The following is a 19,301-nucleotide window of genomic DNA, read 5'->3' on the forward strand; positions in this document are numbered from 1 at the left end:
CTGAACTTCGCCCACTCGCAGTGGGCCGGATTTGGAGGATCCTCCAAAGCGCGAGCCTCAGAGCGACTTGAGGGCCAGGAAGACGTCGACCCGGTCCTCGAACTGCGACAGATCGCGACCGGTCAGTTGCTCGATGCGTTCGATCCGGTACCGGACCGTGTTGACGTGCAGGTGCAGGGCCTCGGCGGTTCGTGACCACGAGCCCGACCACGCGAGGAATTCCTGCAGGGTCGCGATGAGGTCGGCGCGGGTCCGGCGATCGTGCTCGAGCACCGGCCCGAGCACCCGGTGCGCATACGTACGCCGTACGTCGTCAGGCACTGTCGCGAGCAGCAGAACATGCGATGCGACCTCGTCCGAAGTCACGACGGAAACCCTTGTACTACCGGCCAATGCGGCCCGCTGGGCAAACCGCGCTTCCTCCAGCGCGCCGGTCAGCGCGTCGATGGCGGTCTCGCCGCTGAGGCCGACCGCGAGTCGCGCCCGGGACAGGCCGGGGGAGAGCCGTCCGAATGCCCGGCGCAGGAGATTCGGGAGCTCGGGCGACGACGGCAGCAACGCGACCAGCAAGCCGTCTCGCCCCGCCGCGACCACTGCCGGGCCGACCGTGAGTGCGACGTCCTCGAACACCGTCAGAGCGATCTCGACCGGCCCGTCGTCCCGCAGTTCGGCGACGGCGACGGCCATCCGCCGCTCCGAGTGCACACCGGCCTGCCTTAACCGGGTGGCGACTTCGGCCTGCGGACCGCCTGATTCGACCAGTGCCAACGCGTCTGCAACCAAGGGCCGCAACGCCAGCCGACCCTCGTCCCGGCGTACCCGGTCGAGCGCGGCGATGGCGCACAACTCCTGCACGGCTTCGACATGAGCGCGGGGCCACTGAGCGTGGTCGCCCTCGATCACCAGCAGCCAGGCGGTGAGCCGGTTGCCCAGGCCTGATCCGACCGGGAACAGGCTGTACGACGCACCGCCGGCGTCGGCGACAGCAGGCGTGCGCTCGGCCGTGAGGAACCGCCGGGAGATCGCGTCGAGAGTGTCGTCGTCCAACGGCCCAGGACCCGGTACTACGTGCCTGCCGGTCGAGGTGATCACCCGGCAGTCGTGCCCGATCTCGGCGGAGATCCGGGCGGTCAGCTCGTCGAGGCTGCGACCGGAGGCGATTGCCGAGAGCAACTGGCGCTGGCGCACGAGACTCGCGGACAACCGGGCTCCGGTGTCGGCGGATCCCGCGGCCGCGACGTACTCGGTGACGTCCGCGAAGGCGACCTCCGTGGGCACCTCGACGAGCGTGACCTCGTGCCGGCGGCAGGCCTCGAGCAGGTCGTCCGGGATCGTGCCGAGCAACGCCTTGCCGGCGAGGATCGTGGTGGCTCCGCGGGCGGCCATCGAGGCCACGAAGGTCTCGCTGTCCGCCGGGCTGCGACGCCAGACCAGACCGGTGAGAACCAGTTCGCCGCCGTTGAGGTAGTTGCCCGGTTCGAGCAGGTCGGTGGTGACCAGCCGGCCGATCGGGCGGTCGTACGCGCCGCGCGCCGCATGCAGCAGGTGAAGCCCTAGCTCAGGCGCGTCGAACAGCTCCGAGAGCAGCACGGCATCTCCTCTGACCGATGCGGGGACCCCCGACAGCGATCCTGCCGGTCCTTGGAGGAACGTACAACGCGAGCACGCGCGCCTACAACGCGTGCCCCCGCGCGCGGACTGTCCGTCCGGGCACCGATCAGGCCTGATCGGGCTCTGCGGCCCGTGCTTGACGGCTGCCTCGGACGCATCTTATGGTCATTTCGCATCACAGAAACAAGTTTCCACAATGCGGAATAACGAGAGAAGGATGTCATGAGCCACCCGCTGCGCTACGCGGTGAACTGCTCGATCCTGTTCACCGAGCTCCCGCTGCTGGAGCGCCCGGCGGCCGCCAAGCAGGCCGGATTCGGGGCCGTCGAGTTCTGGTGGCCGTTCGCCGAGACGGTCCCGTCGGATCACGACGTCGATGCGTTCGTGACCGCGATCGAGGACGCCGGCGTGCAACTGGTGGGGCTCAACTTCTTCGCCGGCGACATGCCTGGCGGTGACCGCGGCCTGGTGTCCTGGCCGAAGCGCTACGGCGAGTTCCGGGACAACATCGAGGTGGTGGTCGGCATCGGCGAACTGCTCGGCTGCCGGGCCTTCAACGCCCTCTACGGCAACCGCGACGAGATCCATTCAGCGGGCGAGCAGGACGAGCTCGCCGCCGAGAACCTCGGGCTGGCAGCCAAGGCCGCCGCCCGGATCGGCGCGACCGTGCTGGTGGAGCCGGTCAGCGGAGCTGAGCGCTATCCGCTCCGGACCGCTGCCGACGTGCTGAGCGTCATCGACCGGGTGCAGGCGTCGTACGGCGTACAGAATCTCGGGCTGCTCGCCGACCTGTACCACCTCGCGGTCAACGGCGACGACGTCTACCGGGTGATCGCCGAGCACACCGACCGGATCGCCCATGTCCAGATCGCCGACTCGCCCGGCCGCAACGAGCCAGGTACGGGGACGCTCCCGCTCGACGCTCAGCTCGCCGCCCTCGCGGCCAATGGCTACGCCGGCTGGGCCGCCCTGGAGTACAAGCCGTCCACCACCACTGACGAAAGCTTCCGCTGGCTGCCGCGCGAGCGCCGGTCCGCTACCTCTTAGGAGACAGAACGTGACGAATATTGCCTTCATCGGGCTCGGCATCATGGGCAACCCGATGGCCGTCCACCTCGCCAATGCCGGCCACAGTGTCGCCGGCTTCGACCGCAGCCCCGAGCGCTATCGAGCACTCGTCGACGCCGGCGGCCGGGGTACGATTTCGCTCGCTGACGCGGTCAAGGGCGCCGACGTGATCTGCGTGATGGTGCCCGACTCGCCTGACGTGCAGCAGGTTCTCAACGCGGACGACGGCGTCTTCCAGCTGGCCGAGACCGGCACGCTGATCGTCGACTTCTCCAGCATCCGCCCGGATGTCACCCAGCAGCTCGCCGAGCAGGCGCGGGCGCTCGGCTTCCGGATGCTCGACGCTCCCGTCTCGGGTGGCGAGGCCGGTGCGAAGAATGCCGCGCTGTCGATCATGGTCGGCGGCGAGGCGGACGACTTCGCCGTCGCCAAGCCGCTGTTCGACGTGGTCGGAAAGACCGTCGTGCACGTTGGTCCGAGTGGTTCGGGCCAGACGGTCAAGGCCGCGAACCAGTTGATCGTTGCCGCCAACATCCAAGCGGTGGCCGAGGCAGTGATCTTCCTCGAGGCTTACGGCGTGGACACCAAGGCTGCCCTCGAAGTACTCGGTGGTGGGCTGGCTGGTTCGGCGGTGCTGAACCAGAAGAAGGAGAACATGCTGTCGCGCTCCTTCCAGCCGGGCTTCCGGATCGATCTGCACCACAAGGACATGGGCATCGTCACGGCCGCCGCTCGCGAGGCGGGTGTTGTCGTACCGCTCGGTGCGCTGGTGGCTCAGCTGGTCGCTTCGGCCCGTACGAACGGCGACGGCGGCCTCGACCACTCCGCTCTGCTCCGCGGCGTGGAGCGTCTGTCCGGAAAGGCGTCGGACTGATGGCACGCATGCGCGCGGTCGACGCCGCAGTACTGATCCTGGAGAAGGAGGGTGCCACCCAGGCCTTCGGTCTGCCCGGTGCCGCGATCAACCCCTTCTACAGCGCGATGAGGAAGCACGGCGGGATCAAGCACGTCCTGGCTCGCCACGTCGAGGCTGCCTCGCACATGGCCGAGGGGTACACCCGCGCCAAGGCAGGCAACATCGGCATCTGCATCGGTACGTCGGGTCCGGCCGGCACCGACATGATCACCGGCCTGTACTCCGCTTCGGCTGACTCCATCCCGATCCTGTGCATCACCGGCCAGGCGCCGGTGGCCAAGCTGCACAAGGAGGACTTCCAAGCGGTCGACATCTCGTCGATCGCCAAGCCGGTCGCCAAGTGGGCCGTCACGGTGATGGAGGCGGCGCAGGTCCCGGGGACGTTCCAGAAGGCTTTTCACGTGATGCGTGAGGGGCGGCCGGGGCCGGTGCTCGTCGACCTGCCGATCGACGTTCAGTTGGCCGAGATCGACTTCGACATCGAGACGTATGAGCCGCTGCCGGTGGCCAGGCCGGCCGCGACTCGGGCTCAGGCGGAGAAGGCGCTTGCCTTCCTCGACGACGCTGAGCGGCCGTTGATTGTCGCGGGTGGCGGGGTGATCAACGCGGATGCGGCTGAGCTGCTGGTCGAGTTTGCTGAGCTGGTCGGGGTGCCCGTCGTACCGACTCTGATGGGGTGGGGTGCGATCCCGGATGATCATCGGCTGATGGCCGGGATGGTCGGGTTGCAGACCTCGCATCCGTACGGGAACGCGACGATGCTGGCGTCGGATTTCGTGCTCGGCATCGGCAATCGGTGGGCCAACCGGCATACGGGGTCGATCGCGGCGTACACCGAAGGTCGCAGGTTTGTGCATGTCGACATCGAGCCGACTCAGATCGGCCGGGTGCTTGCGCCGGAGTACAGCATCGTGTCCGATGCTCGCGCCGCGCTCGAGGTTTTTGTCGAGGTCGCCAAGGAGTGGGCTGCTGAGGACAGGCTGGCTGATCGGTCGGCTTGGGTTTCGGAGTGCCGCGAGCGGCGGACGACGCTGCAGCGGAAGACGCACTTCGAGAACGTGCCGATCAAGCCGCAGCGGGTCTATGAGGAGATGAACCGCGCGTTCGGTCCCGAGACTCGCTATGTCAGCACGATCGGGTTGTCGCAGATCCAGGCCGCGCAGATGCTGCATGTGTATCGGCCGCGGCATTGGATCAATGCGGGGCAGGCGGGTCCGCTGGGGTGGACGGTGCCGGCGACGCTGGGGGTCGCGGTGGCGGATCCGGACAGTACGGTCGTGGCGCTGTCGGGTGACTACGACTTCCAGTTCCTGATCGAGGAGCTGGCGGTCGGGGCGCAGTTCAACATCCCGTATATCCACGTGGTCGTGAACAACTCGTACCTCGGGTTGATCCGGCAGGCACAGCGTGGGTTGGAGATGGACTACTGCGTGCAGCTGTCCTTCGAAAACCTCAACACTCCCGAGCTGAACGGCTACGGCGTAGACCACGTCAAGGTGACGGAAGGCCTCGGCTGCAAGGCGCTACGCGTCACCGAACCAGCCGAGATCCTCCCGGCCCTCGAACAGGCCAAGAAGCTGATGGTCGAATTCCAGGTCCCGGTCGTCGTCGAAATCATCCTGGAACGAGTAACCAACGTCTCCATGGGCACCGAACTCAACACCATCATCGAATTCGAAGCCCTGGCCGAAACCCCAGAAGACGCACCCACCGCGATCCCAGCCGCGGTTGTGGGCGCAGGCTGATGGGGGCTCCTCCTCTGACCCCGCCCCTCGCGAAGCGTGGGGCGGGGTGGCGGGTGATTGTTGCCTCGGACAAGTTCAAGGGGACGCTCAGGAGTGACGAGGTAGCTGCTGCGGTGGGGGATGGTGTGCGCCGGGTGCGGCCCAATGCTGTTGTTGGTGCGGTGCCGGTGGCGGATGGCGGGGACGGGACTCTGGCGGCTGTTGTTGCCGCGGGATTCGAGTTGGTTCCGGTGGTAGCTAGTGGGCCGACCGGTGAGCCGGTGGAGAGTGGATTTGCCCGGCGCGGTGAGGTCGCGGTTGTCGAGCTGGCTGATGTTTCCGGGCTGGTTCGGTTGCCGGGTGGCAAGGCGGCTCCGATGACGGCGACGTCACGCGGCGCGGGCGAGGTGATGGCTGCGGCGATCGACAGCGGCTGTACGAAGGTGATCCTGGGGATCGGAGGCAGCGCTAGCACCGACGGAGGCGCCGGTCTGGTCCGCGCGCTCGGCGCCAGGCTGCTCGACGCGCACGGTGAGGAAGTCACCGAGGGCGGCGCTGCGCTGCTCACGGCGGAGTACCTCGATGTCACCGCACTCCACGACCGAATTAAGGGCGTGGAGATCATCGTCGCCTGCGATGTAGACAACCCGCTAACAGGCCCAGCCGGCGCAGCACCGACGTACGGCCCCCAGAAGGGCGCGGACGCCGCACAGGTCAAAGAGCTCGACACCGCGCTCACTCACTGGGCCGACCTCGTGGCCAGCGCGACTCGCCGCGCCGTACCCGCGGTGCTCGGTGAGAGCGGGCTGGACTTTCGCGATGTGGCGGGAGCTGGGGCGGCTGGGGGAGTGGGGTTTGCGGCGCTTGCGTTGTTGGGGGCGGAGTTGCGGCCAGGCATCGAGTTGGTGTTGGGGCTGGTTGGGTTTCGGGAGCGGCTTGTGGGCGTGGATCTTGTTGTTACCGGTGAAGGGGCGCTTGACGAGCAGACTCTGCGTGGCAAAGCGGTGGCTGGGGTGGCTGCGGCTGCCAACGCGGTCGGAGTACCGGTGGTTGCTGTTTGTGGGACCAATTTGCTCGGCCCCGAGCGGCTAAGTAAGGCCGGGATAACGGCGGCGTACGCGCTCACCGACCTCCAGCCAGACGTACGGGGTTGCATAGCCGATCCAGTCCCCTTGCTGCGGCGACTCGGTGAACAGATCGCGGCCGACCTACGATGAGTCCAACTGAGAGGGGCGTCGCATGACCGCGCTGGACCTCGTCATCCGGGCCCGCCGGCTGGTCAGTACCGCGGGCGCGCTGCCCGCTGCCGTCGGCGTCAAGGACGGCCGGATCGTTGCCATCGAGCCCTATCACGCCGCCCTGGAGAGCGCTCAGCTCGTCGAACTGGCCGAGGACGAGGTACTGCTGCCCGGCCTGGTCGATTCCCACGTGCACGTCAACGATCCCGGCCGCACCGACTGGGAGGGCTTCACCAGCGCGACCCGGGCGGCCGCGGCCGGTGGCGTCACGACGATCATCGACATGCCGCTCAACAGCATCCCGCCGACGTGCGACGTACCGGCTCTGGCCGTGAAACGAAAGACGGCGCAAACGCAGGCGTACGTCGACGTCGGCTTCTGGGGCGGCGCGATTCCCGGGAACCTCACCGAGCTAAGGCCACTGCACGAAGCCGGCGTCTTCGGCTTCAAGTGCTTCCTGTTGCACTCAGGCGTCGACGAGTTCCCGCCGCTTGACCAGGCCGAGGTCGAGTCAGCGATGCGCGAGCTCAGCTCGTTCGACGGACTGCTGATCGTGCACGCCGAAGACGCCCACCGCATCGACAACGCACCCGCGCCCGATGGCGCAAGCTACCGACGCTTCCTGGAGTCCCGCCCGCGCGACGCAGAGAACGCCGCAGTGGCTCAAGTGATCGAGCTCGCCCGGCGCACCGGTTGCCGCGTGCACATTCTGCACGTGTCCAGCGCCGACATCCTGCCGATGCTGGCCAGCGCTCGCAGTAGCGGTGTGCGGATCACGGCGGAGACCTGTCCGCACTATTTGAGCTTCGCCGCCGAGGAGATCCCGGACGGCGCAACGCAGTACAAGTGCTGTCCACCCATCCGCGAGGCCGCGAACCGCGAGCTGCTCTGGCAGGGCTTGCGCGACGGGCTGATCGACTTGGTGGTCTCCGATCACTCGCCCTCGACCGTGGACCTCAAGCGTCTGGACACCGGCGACTTCGGCGCTGCCTGGGGTGGCATCGCCTCGCTCCAGGTCGGTCTGCCCGCGGTGTGGACGCAGGCGCGCGACCGCGACTTCACCCTCGTCGATGTCGCCCGCTGGATGTGCCAGGCGCCGGCGGCGCAGGCCGGCTTGTCGCACAAAGGCCGGCTCGAGCTCGGGTACGACGCGGACTTCTGCGTCTTCGCACCCGACGAGGAGTTCGTGGTGGATGTCAACGCGCTGCACCACAAGAACGCCATCACGCCGTACGCCGGACGGTCACTCGCCGGCGCAGTCCGCAGTACCTGGCTGCGCGGCCGGCCCATCGACATCTTCGCCGACCCGCGAGGCCGGCTGCTGAACCGAGGAGACGAAGCATGAACTACTACGCCCCCAAGGGCGGGCTGCCCGCGCAGACCGAGCTGACCACCGACCGTGCCGTCTTCACCGAGTCGTACGCCGTACTGCCGCGCGGCACGATGCGCGACATCGTCACCAGCCAGTTGCCGTTCTGGGAGAACACCAGGCTTTGGGTCATCGCCAGGCCGTTGTCGGGGTTCGCGGAGACGTTTTCGCAGTACATCGTGGAGGTCGCTCCGGGCGGTGGAAGCGACAAGCCCGAGACGGATCCTGGCGCGGAGGCCGTGCTGTTCGTTGTCGACGGCAACCTTGTGCTGACGATCGCCGGTGAGAAGCACGAGCTGACGCCGGGCGGCTATGCGTTCCTTCCTCCGGGCGCCGACTGGACGTTGCGCAACACCAGCGATCGGGTCGCGTCGTTCCACTTCGTCCGCAAGGCCTACGAGCGGGTGGAGGGCATCGACGTACCGGAGGCCTTCGTCACCAACGAGGTCGATGTCGAAGGCATCGAAATGCCGGGGACCGAGGGGCGGTGGCGCACCCAGCGGTTCGTCGACCCGTTGGATGTCCGCTACGACATGCACGTCAACATCGTCACCTTCGAGCCCGGTGGGGTGATCCCGTTCCCGGAGACGCACGTGATGGAGCACGGGATCTACATCCTCGAAGGCAAAGCGGTCTATCTGCTCAACAAGGATTGGGTCGAAGTCCAGGAGGGCGACTTCCTCTGGCTCCGAGCCTTCTGCCCCCAGGCTTGCTACGCCGGCGGCCCCACCCGCTTCCGCTACCTCCTCTACAAAGACGTAAACCGCCACGCCAAGCTGCCGCGCCTGACCTGACGCCGTACTACGCACCCGCCCCGGACGGCCACCACTACCGAACCTCCCCCCGCAAGCGCTTTCCCCGGCGTGTCGCGGCGCCCGAGTCGGGTTGCGATGTGGTGGCGATCCGGCAGCGCCGGTGAAGCCGTCGATGGTGGGGCAGTGGGCGGGGCCGGATAGCGCGGCGACTACCTGACAGGGGCCGGCGGTCGCCGGCTGGATTTTGCGCGGCGCGGGCGGGGTGCGCCGCTGTTGCTGATCCAGGGGATGGGCGGCCACCACGCGATGTGGGGCGAGGAGTTGCTGACCCTGCTGGAGCCCGACTTCGACATCGTCGCGTACGACCATCGGGGGATCGGACGGGGCGATCGCGCGGACGAGGCGTTCAGCACGGCCGATCTGGCCGAGGACGCGGGCGCGGTGATCAGGTCGCTCGGCTGGAGCGACGCGCTGGTGTTCGGGATCTCGCTCGGCGGGATGGTGGCGCAGGAACTCGTCCTGCGCCACCCGGGGCTGGTCCGCGCGCTCGCGATCGGGTGCACCTGGGCGGGCGGTCCGGACGGGGTGATGTCGGAGACGTCCCGCCGGATGGTCGAGGCGTTCGCGACCAGGGACCCCGACCACGCGACGAAAACGAGTTTCGAGGCGAACTTCTCCCGGCGCTTCGCGGCCGAGACGCCCGGGGCCTTCGAGATCTACCAGAACCGTGCGCTGGCGGTGAAGGTGCCGGTGCCCGTGATCCAGCTGCAGTGGCAGGCCGCGCTCGCCCACGACACCGGTGACCGGCTGGGCGCGATCAGCACGCCCACAGCAGTCCTGCACGGTACTGCGGACGCCGGCATCCCGGTGGTGAACGGACATCGCCTGGCCGGCCTGATCCCGGGCGCTCGCCTGGAGCTCTTCGACGGCGCCGGCCACCTGTTCTGGTGGGAGGACCCGGCCCGGACGGCCGCAGTACTGGGGGAGCTGAGGGGCGCGCGGTAGGACGCAATGCCGCATGAGGCTGGACAACCTGGGTAACCTGGCGGGCGCCGCCTGCCAGGCGGCCGAGCGGATAGGAGACGATGGCCACCGTGACGCCACCACGTGCCCAGGACTCGCAGCCCCGGCCGCCGGAGGTCGAACCGGCCGTCGCGCGCCTGACTGTGGGCCTCGGCGGTCCCACTGGCAGGTTCGCCCGGCTCAGCTCGTCCTGGTGGACTCCGCTGCGGATCGCGCTCGCGGTGTGCACGATCACCTTCGCGCTCGGCGTACTGCAGAAGGCGCCCTGTATGGACGCCGGCTGGGACCGGCAGAACTGGCGCCCGTTCAAGGCGTTGTGCTACTCCGACATCGGCTACCTCTACCAGGAGCGTGGCTTCGCTGAGGGTAATCGGCCGTTCCTGGACACCGGCAACTACCCGGTGCTGGAGTACCCGGTACTGACCGGCGGCTTCATGGAGGCCGCGGCCCAGATCACCTGGGTGATCACCGGCGACCCCAAGACGGACCTGACCGAGAAGCAGAAGCGTGACACAGCCGGCGTCTTCTTCGTCGTCAACGTCGCGATGCTCTTCCTCTGCGCACTGCTCCTGGTCGGCCTGACGATGGCCACGGCGCGCGGCATCGCCAAACGGTCCGGCGGGGCTCGTGGCCAGCCGATGCTCGCCCTGTACGTCGCTGCCGCACCGGTACTGGCCTTCACCTCCACGATCAACTGGGACCTGTTCGCCGTCGTACTGACCGCCGGCGCGATGTACGCGTGGTCGCGAGGCAAACCGATCTGGTTCGGCCTGCTGCTCGGGCTGGGGACAGCGGCGAAGTTCTATCCGTTCCTGCTGCTCGGACCGTTGCTGATCGTGTGCCTACGCGGCCGGAAGCTGTGGCAGTGGTTCCTCGCCGTCGTGGCGACGGCCTTCAGTTGGGGCCTGGTGAACGCGCCCATCTACCTGCTGGCGAAGAACGAGTGGCTGTCGTTCTGGGTCTTCAACGACGAGCGCGAGAGCGACTACGGCTCGATCTGGTACGTGCTGAAGCTGGCCAAGCACGAGGTCGCCGACGTCAACCAGCTGAACATCGTGATCTTCGCCGGGCTGTGCCTGTCGATCGCGATCCTCGGCCTGATGGCACCGCGGCCGCCGCGGTTCGCGCAACTGGCGTTCCTGGTGGTCGCCGCGTTCCTGCTGGTCAACAAGGTGTACTCGCCGCAGTACGTGCTGTGGTTGCTGCCGCTGGTCGCGCTGGCCCGGCCGAAGCTGCGGGACTGGCTGATCTGGCAGGCCTGCGAATGCTTCTACTGGATGATGGTGTGGCTGCATCTGGCCCAGTTCCTGGTGCCGGGGACGCCGGATCAGCCGGACAAGATCTACTGGCTCTCCGTCGTCCTGCGGATGGCCGGGACACTGTGGCTGATGCTGGTCGTCGCCCGCGACATCCTGCTGCCGGAGAAGGACCCGGTCCGGCAGGGTGATCTCGTCGACGATCCGGGCGACGGCGTCAAGTCAGACCTACCACCGCGTCAGCTGGATCCAGCACACGCTTAGAGGGCGAGCTTGGCGACGTCCAGGTTGCCTCCGCTGACCACGCTCGCGGTCAGGCCGTCGCCCAGCTTGAGCTTGCCTTCGAGCAGGGCGGCGAAGGGTGCAGCCGCGGCCGGCTCCAGAGCCAGCTTGGTGCGGGACATGACGAGCTTCGTGGCTTCGACCAGAGCGTTCTCGCTGACCCGCACCACCTGGTCGACGTACTCGGCGATGATCGCGTAATTGTGCGTGCCACAAACCGGAGCGGCCAGGCCGTCGGCGACGCTCTTCGCGGTCGGCAGCTTCTGCGGTGAGCCGGCCGCGAGGCTTCGGCTGACGACGTCGGCGTTCTCAGGCTCGACGCCGATCACGCGGATGCCGGGCTTGAGCAGCTTGACCGCGAGCGCGACGCCCGAGATCAGCCCGCCGCCGCCGACCGGGACGAGCACGGTCTCGATGTCCGGGCGATCCTCGAGCAGTTCCAGACCGAGGCTGCCGTGGCCGGTGATCACGTCGAGGTCGTCGAACGGATGCACCCCGGTCAGCTTCCGCTCGTCCCGGATCGACTCGTAGGCGCCGATCAGGTCGCCCTCGACGAGTTCCACCTGAGCGCCGTACGCGCGTGCAGCCGCGATCTTGGCCGGTACTGCGGTCGTCGCCATCACCACTGTCGCCGGTACGCCGGCGTCGCGCGCCGCCCAAGCGAGCGCGCCGGCCGCGTTACCCGCGGAGACGGTGATGACGCCACGCTCCTGCTCCTCAGCCGTCAGGTTGAGCGTCTTGTTGAGCAACCCGCGGACCTTGAAGCTCCCGGTCTTCTGGAACAGCTCGGCCTTCAGCGTGAGCCGACCGCCGAAGAGCTCGTCGAGTGCCGACGACTCGACCATCGGGGTGCGGTGGATCCGCCCCTGCAAACCGGCGGCGGCAAGGCGAATGTCCTCGAGATTCGGCATACCCCAGACAGTAGTCGGCGGCGGGGGAAACCAGATTGCTCCGGCGTTCGTCTGACGCGGTACGGGCAGGGCTGTCAGAGTGGAGGCGTGGACTTGGGGTTCGGAGGTGAGGTGGCCGGCTTTTACCAGCGCTATCGGCGCGGGTACCCGGCCGAGGTGATCGACGGCCTGGTCGAGGCTTTCGGGCTGACGCTGGACGATGTCGTCGTCGATCTCGGCTGCGGCACCGGACAGTTGGCGCTGCCGATCGCGGACCGGGTCAGGACCGTCATCGGCATGGACCCGGAGCCCGACATGCTCGCCGAAGCCCGCCGGGTGGCAGCCGATCGGAGCAACCTCAGCTGGATGGTCGGCTCCGACGCGGACGTGTCCGTGCTCAGCACACTGCTCGGCAAGGAGAGCCTCGGCGCGGTCACGATCGGCCAGGCGCTGCACTGGATGGACCACGACACCTTGTTCCAGGCACTCCACCCACTGCTCCGGGCAGGCGGCGGTGTCGCCGTCGTCACCAACGGCACGCCGCTCTGGCTCCAGGACAGCGACTGGTCGCGCGCACTGCGGCGCCACCTGGAGCTCTGGCTCGACTCCGAAGTCACGGCGACCTGCGGAACGGACGAGGACAGCCGCACCCGGTACGCCGACAGCCTGGCCGCCGCGGGTTTCACTGTGGGGCGGAGCCAGTTCCACTACACCGACGTACTGGACCTCGACCGCATCATCGGCGGCGTCTACTCCGCCCTCCCGGTCAACCTGCTACCCCCATTAGAACAACGCTCGTACTTCGCCAAACAGGTCGGCCGTGCCCTGGAAGGCCACGCGCCATACAACGAGCAGATCGACGTCACCCTCCTAACCGGAACCCGCGAAGGGAAGACTCCGGGCTAGCCCAGGCGGTTGGCTATCGCGGTGGCGAAGCGGGTGACTGCGGCCGGGGACTCGGGGAGGAACAGGTAGGGCTCGATCAGTTCTAGTTCCATCAGGAGGTAGCGGCCGTTGCTGACGATGCCGTCGACGCGGGCGTAGACGGGGGAGCGGCGGGTGTTGGCTGCTGCGAGGGCTGCGGTGGAGCCTTCCAGGATGGCTGCTGGAGGGGTTTGTAGCTGGGCGCTGCCGCCGAAGTCGTCCTGGACCCGGTAGTCACCAGCTGCCGGGCGCTTCAGGACTGCGTGGCTGTACTTGCCGTCGAAGAAGATCAGCGACCACTCGCCCTCGGTCTGGATCTCCGGCTGGAACGGCTGCACCAGGTAGACGTTGTCGGGCAGGTCGTCCATCGCGCGGCTGAGCTCGGCGGAGCCCGCAGTACCGCGGACCGTGTGGTGGGCGGTCGCGCTGACGGTCGGCTTGATGACGATCTCCTGGCCGTCCAGCCCGGCGACGACCTCGCGCAGGCACGCGCCCGCCGCCACCTGGGACGGCACGATCGCGACGCCCCGCTCGCGCAGCTCCAGCAGGTAGCGCTTGTCGGCGTTCCAGCGGATCAGCTCGCTGTCGTTGATCACCGGTACGCCGGCCTTGTCGAGTTGGTCCAGCCACTCGGCGAACTCGAGGTACCGGCGGTGGTAGTCCCACACGGAACGCAGCAGCACCGCGTCGTAGGAGGACCAGTCGACCGACGGGTCGGTCCACACCTCGGCTACCGGCTCGAGGCCGGCGGTCTGGAGGGCAGCCGCGAGCGGCAGGTCATGCGGGTGCAGCTCCGCGTGGTCGGCGGAGTTCGCCAGTGCGATTCGAGGACTCACGCGGATCAGTGTTGGCGTGCCCCGATCAGTTCGTCAAACCGGTTCCCAGGCGTCGGACGGTGACGCACGGTGATCGCGGTGACGACGATGACGGCGGCTGCGACGTAGATCAGGCCCTGGCGGGTCTCGTGCCCGAAGCTGGCGTAGGCGAGGTACGAGGCCAGCGGTACTGCGATCCACTCGAACCGGCCGGCCAGGACGGCCAGGGCGATCAGGGGCAGCCCGTACCACGGGTAGGTGGGCGTGGTGATCAGCAGCGCGGCGCCGTACAGCCAGCAGCACGTCACGGCGATCGGCTCGCGGCCGTGGCGGTGGAGCGCGAGGACTGCCAGTGTCACGGCGAGTAGTCCGGCAGCGAGCTGGCGGGCCTCAGGAGGCAGTACCAGCGCGAGAATCGCCGAGCGGGAGCTGCCGTCGGAGAAGCCTTCCTGGGTCAGATAGCCGGGGAGGAAGCCGATCACGAGGGTGCCTGCCGCGAGGAGATGCGGGAGGTAGCTCGCGACGAAGGTGCCGACGGCAACCAACGGCGTACGGAGGTCGCGGCGGCGTACTGCGGTGAAGGCTGGGAGCAGCAGGAGGGGGAGGAGTTTGGTGGCGGCCGCGGCGCCGAGGAGGAGGCCGGCGAGTACTGGCCGACGGCGAGCGGCGAGGATGACGGCGGCTGCTACGAGGAGGGCCGCGAGTACGTCGACGTGGGCGGCGTTGGCGGCTTCCAACGCCACGATCGGTGACCAACCCCACAGCAGGGCCCAGCGTGGATCGCGGTTGAGGCGTCTGAGTTCGAGGGCGAGGAGCGCGGTCAGTGCGACGGCGAGTGCCGCGGCGGCTACTTGGAGTCCGAAGGTGCCCGCGGACCATGGGGTGACGAGGGCTATCGCGGAGAAGTAGGCCTGGGCGACCGGCGGGTAGATGGTCGGGACTCGCGGGCGGTTGATCTTGGTCCGCGGATCGTCGGCCGAGAGAGCGGCGACGGCTGCCGAGTCGTGCGGGAGCTGCGGTCGTCCGGTGATCCCTGAGCGGTCGGCTGGCGACAGACCGGGGAACAGCACGGGGTCGCGCAGCCTGGCCAGCTCGTCCGCAAGCGGCACATGCGAGTACGGCGAACTGCCCGCTAGCTGCACTCGCCCATCCCAGACGTACCGGTAGGAGTCGGTGCTGGTGATCGGCGCGGCTAGAAGCCCTGGCACCTGACAAGCAGCTGCTATTGCCACCACCGTCAGCACCGCTCGCTTGCCCACAGGCCTCCGCGTCACCAGCCACCCCACGCCGCCGACCACCCCGCACCCAGCAAGCAGAACAAGATTCGGCCACCACCCACCCCGCTCTGCCGCGATCACCCCCACCGAAACCCCACTAGCAACAACCCCACCCACCCCCAATCGCCACTTTGGGCACCGGCCAGCCGCCCATCCGCCAGCCAGGCGACTGGCCCGTGCCCAAAGTCGCTGTGAAGCCCGCATCAGTAGGCCTGGGCGAGTGGGGTGGCGGGGGAGCGGCGGAAGGTTAGGAAGGCTCGGTGGGGGGTTCGCCAGTCTTCGGTGGCGAGGAGGTCGGCGGCTAGTGCGTGGCGTAGTACTGCCTGGGTTCCTACTCTTGCCCAGGGCAAGGGTTTTGAGCGGCGGCCGCTGTCGCCGTGGAGGATGATCGGGGCGGTGTCGTCCAGGTCGTCGTCGGGGTCGACCTCGACGAGCACCAGGCCGTCCGGACGGACCAGCTCGGCGCAGCGTTTTAGAAGCAGCTCGGGTGCTCCACCGATGCCGATGTTGCCGTCCATCAGCAGGACGCTGCCCCAGCGTCCTTCACCCGGCAGCGGCTCCTGCACGGGCCGTCGCAGAGCCGGCGCACCACGGTTCGTCGTCAGCGCGACGGCCTCCGCGGAGATGTCCACCCCAAGGGCCGGAATCCCGCGCTCCGCCAGCGCCGTCACGATCCGCCCAGGCCCGCAGCCGATGTCGAGCACCGGACCCTCGCACCGACTCAGCGCCAACCGGTCCACGTCATCGGCCGGAGCCTGCCAGCGATCGACCTCGCACAACGACGACACCCACCGCCCATCGATGCCAGTAGCAACTACCCGCGCCCCACCCAGAGCCTTCTCGAACAACAGCCCCGGTGGCGCCGAGTGCTGCAACCGCCGATGCAACCGCGACACCCGCAAAGCAGGGAACAACGCCGCCAATGCCGCGGCATCGTCCGGTGTGTCCATGTCCCGCAGCGTCGGCAACAGCAGCACCTTGTACCCGAGCAGCCGCAGCCGTGCCAGCTGATCGGCGCCGGTGTGATCAGTAGACATCGGTACGCCGACCAGCGCCCGCCGGTCCGGTTCACGCAACCCGAGGCACCAGTAGCCCCCGTCCTCGGTCAACCCCAGTATTGCGTCATGCCCGGCCCAATCGACCGACAACAACTCCCTGGTGAGCTGGGGAGTGTCCATCCCGACCAAGAGCATCGGCCCACCGTCGTACGCATCCTCGAAGGCACCCGCGAGTCGCGTGGCGAGACCGTCACCCCGTTGCGCGACGACGTGGAACCCGTTCGGCAGCCATGGCCCGGCTCGGCCCTCCAGCGCCAGCACGTACCGGCGTACCGGGGTGGAACGGACCGCCGCGAGCGTGTCGGCCAAGGAGGCGCGGGCGAGCGCTGCCGCCTCCGCCGGGGTGAACCCGGTCTGCAGCCGCGTCTTCACCCGGCCCGCGACCGGCTCCTTCGCGATCACGATCAGGGTGTCGGCCGTCATGCTGACAGGACCTTCGACATGTCCAGGACGGCCCGCGCGGCGCCTAGCGGCGTACCGGTGACCTTGGAGCGGCCGGAGCGTGGCAGGTAGTCCACGTCGACCTCCGCGATCCGCCAGCCTGCGTCGGCCGCCTTCACCACCGTCTCCACTGGGTAGCCGGAGCGGCGGTCCCGGAGGTCCAAGCCCAGCAAGGCCTCCCGCCTCGCTGCCCGCATCGGACCTAGGTCGCGAAGCAGTACTCCGGTACGGCGCCGTATGCGCCGCGACAACTCGGCATTGGCGAGCCGCAGGTGCCACGGCCACACACTGCGCGACACGGGGCGTCGCCTGCCGAGCATGAGGTCGATCTGGCCGGCCAGGACCGGCGCAGTCACCCGTACGAGCTGCTGTGGGTCTAGAGACGCGTCTGCATCGAGGAAGGCGACTACTGGCGCAGTACTGGCCTCTAGACCGGCATGGCACGCAGCGCCGTACCCGCGGAGCTTGCAGGGCACCACTAGTGCTCCGAGGCTGGCAGCGATCTCGGCAGAGCCGTCAGTGGAGCCGTTGTCGGCGACAACAGCCCGTACGCCGTCCGGGAGCCGCCCGAGCACCCATGGCAGCGCGGCGGCCTCGTTGAGGCACGGGAGGATGAGATCGACTTCGGCAACGGCCACTCTTCGACGGTAGGGAGTAACTGCGCTCTACCGGGGCCCAGAGCGAATACCGCTCGCTTACGTCCCACTCCGGACCGCGCTAGGTCGCGCTTTCGGCCGTACGGAAGATCTACGCTCGGGCTGTGGCTACTCGTGTGCTCGTGGTGGACGACGACCCGACCGTGTCGAACGTCGTCTCGGCGTACCTGACCAAGGCCGGGTACGACGCCCGCGTGGTCGCCGACGGCGTGACAGCGGTCGAGGTCTGGCAGCAGTGGAAGCCGTCGGTCGTCGTACTGGACGTGATGCTTCCCGGGGTGTCCGGACTGGAGGTACTGCGCCGGATGCGCGCTGCCGATGACGGCGCGGCGGTGATCATGCTGTCGGCGCGGGGTGAGGAAGAGGATCGCCTGGTCGGGCTGGAGTTCGGCGCGGACGACTACGTGGTCAAGCCGTTCAGCCCGCGCGAACTGACCCTGCGCGTGCAGGCGATGTTGCGCCGGGAGGAGCGGCTGGCCGGGCTGGATCTCACGCCGACCAAGCTGAGCGCCGGTCCGATCACCGTGGACACAGCCGCCCGGATCGCGATGCTGGACGGTGTCGAGCTGTCGTTGACGCATCGGGAGTTCGACCTGCTGGCGTTCCTGGTTTCGCATCCGGGCAAGGCTTATACGAAGGCCGAGCTGTTGCGGCGGGTCTGGGGCTGGGACTTCGGGGACTCGTCGACGGTGACCGTGCACGTCCGCCGGCTGCGGGAGAAGATCGAGGCGGATCCGTCCGACCCGCAGCTCGTGCTGACCGTGCCGCGGACCGGCTATCGCTTCGCGGGTGACGCCGAATGAACCGCGATCAGGTCACGATCTTCGCGATCACCGCCGGGTGGACGCTGGTGGTCGGGCTGCTCGGTGGGGCGATCCTGTGGCGGTTCCGCCGCAAGTCGCTGCGGCTCACGATGATCGTGGCCGGCCTGGTGCCGATGCTGGCCGCTCTGGCCGCGGTGACTCAGAGCGTCCAGGCGATGTTCATCTCGGCCCACGACTCGCTCGTCGTGCTGTGGACACTGGCGTTCTCCGGCCTGCTGGGATTGGCGATGTCGGTGCTGCTCGGGCACTGGATCAGCGCCGGCTCACGCGACGTCGGGCGCCGCCTGCGCCACCTCGGTACGTCGTACGAGCCGGTGGCGGGCAGCAGCAACGTGCCGGCCGAACTGGCGGCGATCACCGACGAGCTGGAGATGACGCGCCAGCGGCTGGCGGCATCACGCGAACGCGAGCGCGCCTTGGAAGCAAGCCGGCGCGAACTGGTCGCCTTCATGTCCCACGACCTCCGTACTCCGCTCGCCGGGCTGCGGGCGGTGTCGGAGGGGCTGGAAGACGGTGTTGTCGACGATGTGCCGGGAGCGCTGCGGCAGATGCGGACGACGGTCGATCGGATGACCGGGCTGGTGGACGACCTGTTTGAGCTGTCGCGATTGTCGGCGGCGCCACCGCCACGTCGGCGGGCCGCTGTCAGCTTGCGTGAGCTGGCTGAGGACGTGGTGGGGGAGAGCTGCGAGCACGCCCGGTCGGAAGGGGTGGCGCTGACTGTGTCGACGCCTGGTGACGACGATCGGCTGGCGGTGCACGGTGACGCGGACGAGTTGACGCGCGCGGTGACGAACCTGGTGGGCAATGCGATCCGTCATACCGAACGTGGTGGGACGGTGAAGCTGACGGTGGATCGCGAGGAGGACGGGCGGGTGCGGCTGGCGGTGACGGACGGCTGTGGTGGCATCCCCGCTGATGATCTGGCACGGGTCTTCGACATCGGCTGGCGGGGTGACAAGCAACGGACACCGTCCTCGAACAGCACTGGGGGCGGGTTGGGCTTGGCGATCGCCCGCGGGGTGGTCGAATCCCACGAGGGCAGCATCGCGGTGGCTAACGTTGAGGGTGGCTGCGCCTTCGAGATAGAGCTGCCACCTGTAACCACCGCCTCCTGAAACGGCCACACACCCTCCGCTGTTCGCTCCTGCGTCGCATGCTCCGGCAAGGCCGG

17 protein-coding genes are annotated in these 19,301 nt (G+C 68.3%); 11 read left to right on the forward strand and 6 right to left on the reverse strand.

The genetic code is table 11. The features are described 5' to 3' along the window. Positions 1-57: 57 nt before the first annotated feature. A complete protein-coding gene (locus A3ES_RS55030) occupies positions 58-1,590 on the reverse strand; it encodes a PucR family transcriptional regulator (protein WP_020387454.1) in 1,533 nt (510 codons plus the stop codon). Between the two features lie 243 nt (positions 1,591-1,833). Here A3ES_RS55030 and A3ES_RS0114010 point away from each other — a divergent pair, with 243 nt between their 5' ends. The 8 genes from A3ES_RS0114010 to A3ES_RS0114045 all read left to right on the forward strand — a co-directional run bounded on the left by A3ES_RS0114010 (position 1,834) and on the right by A3ES_RS0114045 (position 11,224). Next, entirely contained in the window at positions 1,834-2,658 is an 825-nt protein-coding gene (locus A3ES_RS0114010) for a hydroxypyruvate isomerase family protein (RefSeq protein WP_020387455.1), read from the forward strand. A 10-nt stretch (positions 2,659-2,668) separates the two neighbouring features. Next, a complete protein-coding gene (locus A3ES_RS0114015) occupies positions 2,669-3,553 on the forward strand; it encodes a 2-hydroxy-3-oxopropionate reductase (RefSeq protein ID WP_020387456.1) in 885 nt (294 codons plus the stop codon). Then, positions 3,553-5,340 (forward strand): glyoxylate carboligase, encoded by a 1,788-nt coding sequence (gene gcl / locus A3ES_RS0114020; protein ID WP_026162851.1) that lies wholly within the window; start codon positions 3,553-3,555, stop codon positions 5,338-5,340. Before A3ES_RS0114015 ends, gcl begins: the two co-directional genes overlap by 1 nt. Positions 5,341-5,393: 53 nt before the next feature. Next, a complete protein-coding gene (locus tag A3ES_RS0114025; RefSeq protein ID WP_237744951.1) occupies positions 5,394-6,536 on the forward strand; it encodes a glycerate kinase in 1,143 nt (380 codons plus the stop codon). Positions 6,537-6,558: 22 nt separating this feature from the next. Next, the gene (allB, locus tag A3ES_RS0114030) at positions 6,559-7,902 is read left to right on the forward strand and encodes an allantoinase AllB (protein WP_020387459.1); all 1,344 of its coding nucleotides are present in this window, start codon (positions 6,559-6,561) and stop codon (positions 7,900-7,902) included. Beyond that, entirely contained in the window at positions 7,899-8,720 is an 822-nt protein-coding gene (locus A3ES_RS0114035) for a bifunctional allantoicase/(S)-ureidoglycine aminohydrolase (protein WP_020387460.1), read from the forward strand. The genes allB and A3ES_RS0114035 overlap by 4 nt, the downstream gene beginning before the upstream one ends. Before the next feature lie 234 nt (positions 8,721-8,954). After that, entirely contained in the window at positions 8,955-9,686 is a 732-nt protein-coding gene (locus A3ES_RS47160; protein ID WP_202806504.1) for an alpha/beta fold hydrolase, read from the forward strand. Between the two features lie 80 nt (positions 9,687-9,766). Next, complete coding sequence (locus A3ES_RS0114045) at positions 9,767-11,224, forward strand: glycosyltransferase family 87 protein (RefSeq protein ID WP_020387462.1); 1,458 nt, start codon at positions 9,767-9,769, stop codon at positions 11,222-11,224. Here A3ES_RS0114045 and A3ES_RS0114050 read toward each other — a convergent pair. After that, the gene (locus A3ES_RS0114050) at positions 11,221-12,153 is read right to left on the reverse strand and encodes a threonine/serine dehydratase family protein (protein WP_020387463.1); all 933 of its coding nucleotides are present in this window, start codon (positions 12,151-12,153) and stop codon (positions 11,221-11,223) included. The genes A3ES_RS0114045 and A3ES_RS0114050 overlap by 4 nt on opposite strands. Before the next feature lie 87 nt (positions 12,154-12,240). Between A3ES_RS0114050 and A3ES_RS0114055 the strand changes: the two genes are divergently transcribed. Further along, positions 12,241-13,038, forward strand: a complete 798-nt coding sequence (locus tag A3ES_RS0114055; RefSeq protein WP_020387464.1) for a class I SAM-dependent methyltransferase — start codon at positions 12,241-12,243, stop codon at positions 13,036-13,038. Here the strand turns inward: A3ES_RS0114055 and A3ES_RS0114060 are convergent. The 4 genes from A3ES_RS0114060 to A3ES_RS0114075 are packed head-to-tail and all read right to left on the reverse strand — an operon-like array spanning position 13,035 to position 17,285. Beyond that, positions 13,035-13,892: an ATP-grasp domain-containing protein gene (locus A3ES_RS0114060; protein ID WP_020387465.1), complete on the reverse strand. Its 858-nt coding sequence runs from the start codon at positions 13,890-13,892 to the stop codon at positions 13,035-13,037. The two genes, A3ES_RS0114055 and A3ES_RS0114060, sit on opposite strands and share 4 nt — an antisense overlap. A gap of 5 nt (positions 13,893-13,897) precedes the next feature. Beyond that, a complete protein-coding gene (locus A3ES_RS47165) occupies positions 13,898-15,352 on the reverse strand; it encodes an MptA/MptB family glycosyltransferase (RefSeq protein ID WP_083933442.1) in 1,455 nt (484 codons plus the stop codon). Beyond that, entirely contained in the window at positions 15,352-16,629 is a 1,278-nt protein-coding gene (locus A3ES_RS55485) for a DUF2064 domain-containing protein (protein WP_020387467.1), read from the reverse strand. The genes A3ES_RS47165 and A3ES_RS55485 overlap by 1 nt, the downstream gene beginning before the upstream one ends. Further along, on the reverse strand, positions 16,626-17,285 hold the full coding sequence (locus A3ES_RS0114075; protein ID WP_020387468.1) for a glycosyltransferase family 2 protein: 660 nt from the start codon (positions 17,283-17,285) through the stop codon (positions 16,626-16,628). Before A3ES_RS0114075 ends, A3ES_RS55485 begins: the two co-directional genes overlap by 4 nt. A 122-nt stretch (positions 17,286-17,407) precedes the next feature. Here A3ES_RS0114075 and A3ES_RS0114080 point away from each other — a divergent pair, with 122 nt between their 5' ends. Together A3ES_RS0114080 and A3ES_RS0114085 are read left to right on the forward strand one after the other, a co-directional pair. After that, on the forward strand, positions 17,408-18,106 hold the full coding sequence (locus A3ES_RS0114080; protein WP_040454667.1) for a response regulator transcription factor: 699 nt from the start codon (positions 17,408-17,410) through the stop codon (positions 18,104-18,106). Continuing rightward, on the forward strand, positions 18,103-19,245 hold the full coding sequence (locus A3ES_RS0114085; RefSeq protein ID WP_020387470.1) for a sensor histidine kinase: 1,143 nt from the start codon (positions 18,103-18,105) through the stop codon (positions 19,243-19,245). Before A3ES_RS0114080 ends, A3ES_RS0114085 begins: the two co-directional genes overlap by 4 nt. Positions 19,246-19,301 lie beyond the last annotated feature (56 nt).

It is taken from the genome of Kribbella catacumbae DSM 19601, assembly GCF_000372465.1.
Lineage (GTDB): Bacteria > Actinomycetota > Actinomycetes > Propionibacteriales > Kribbellaceae > Kribbella > Kribbella catacumbae.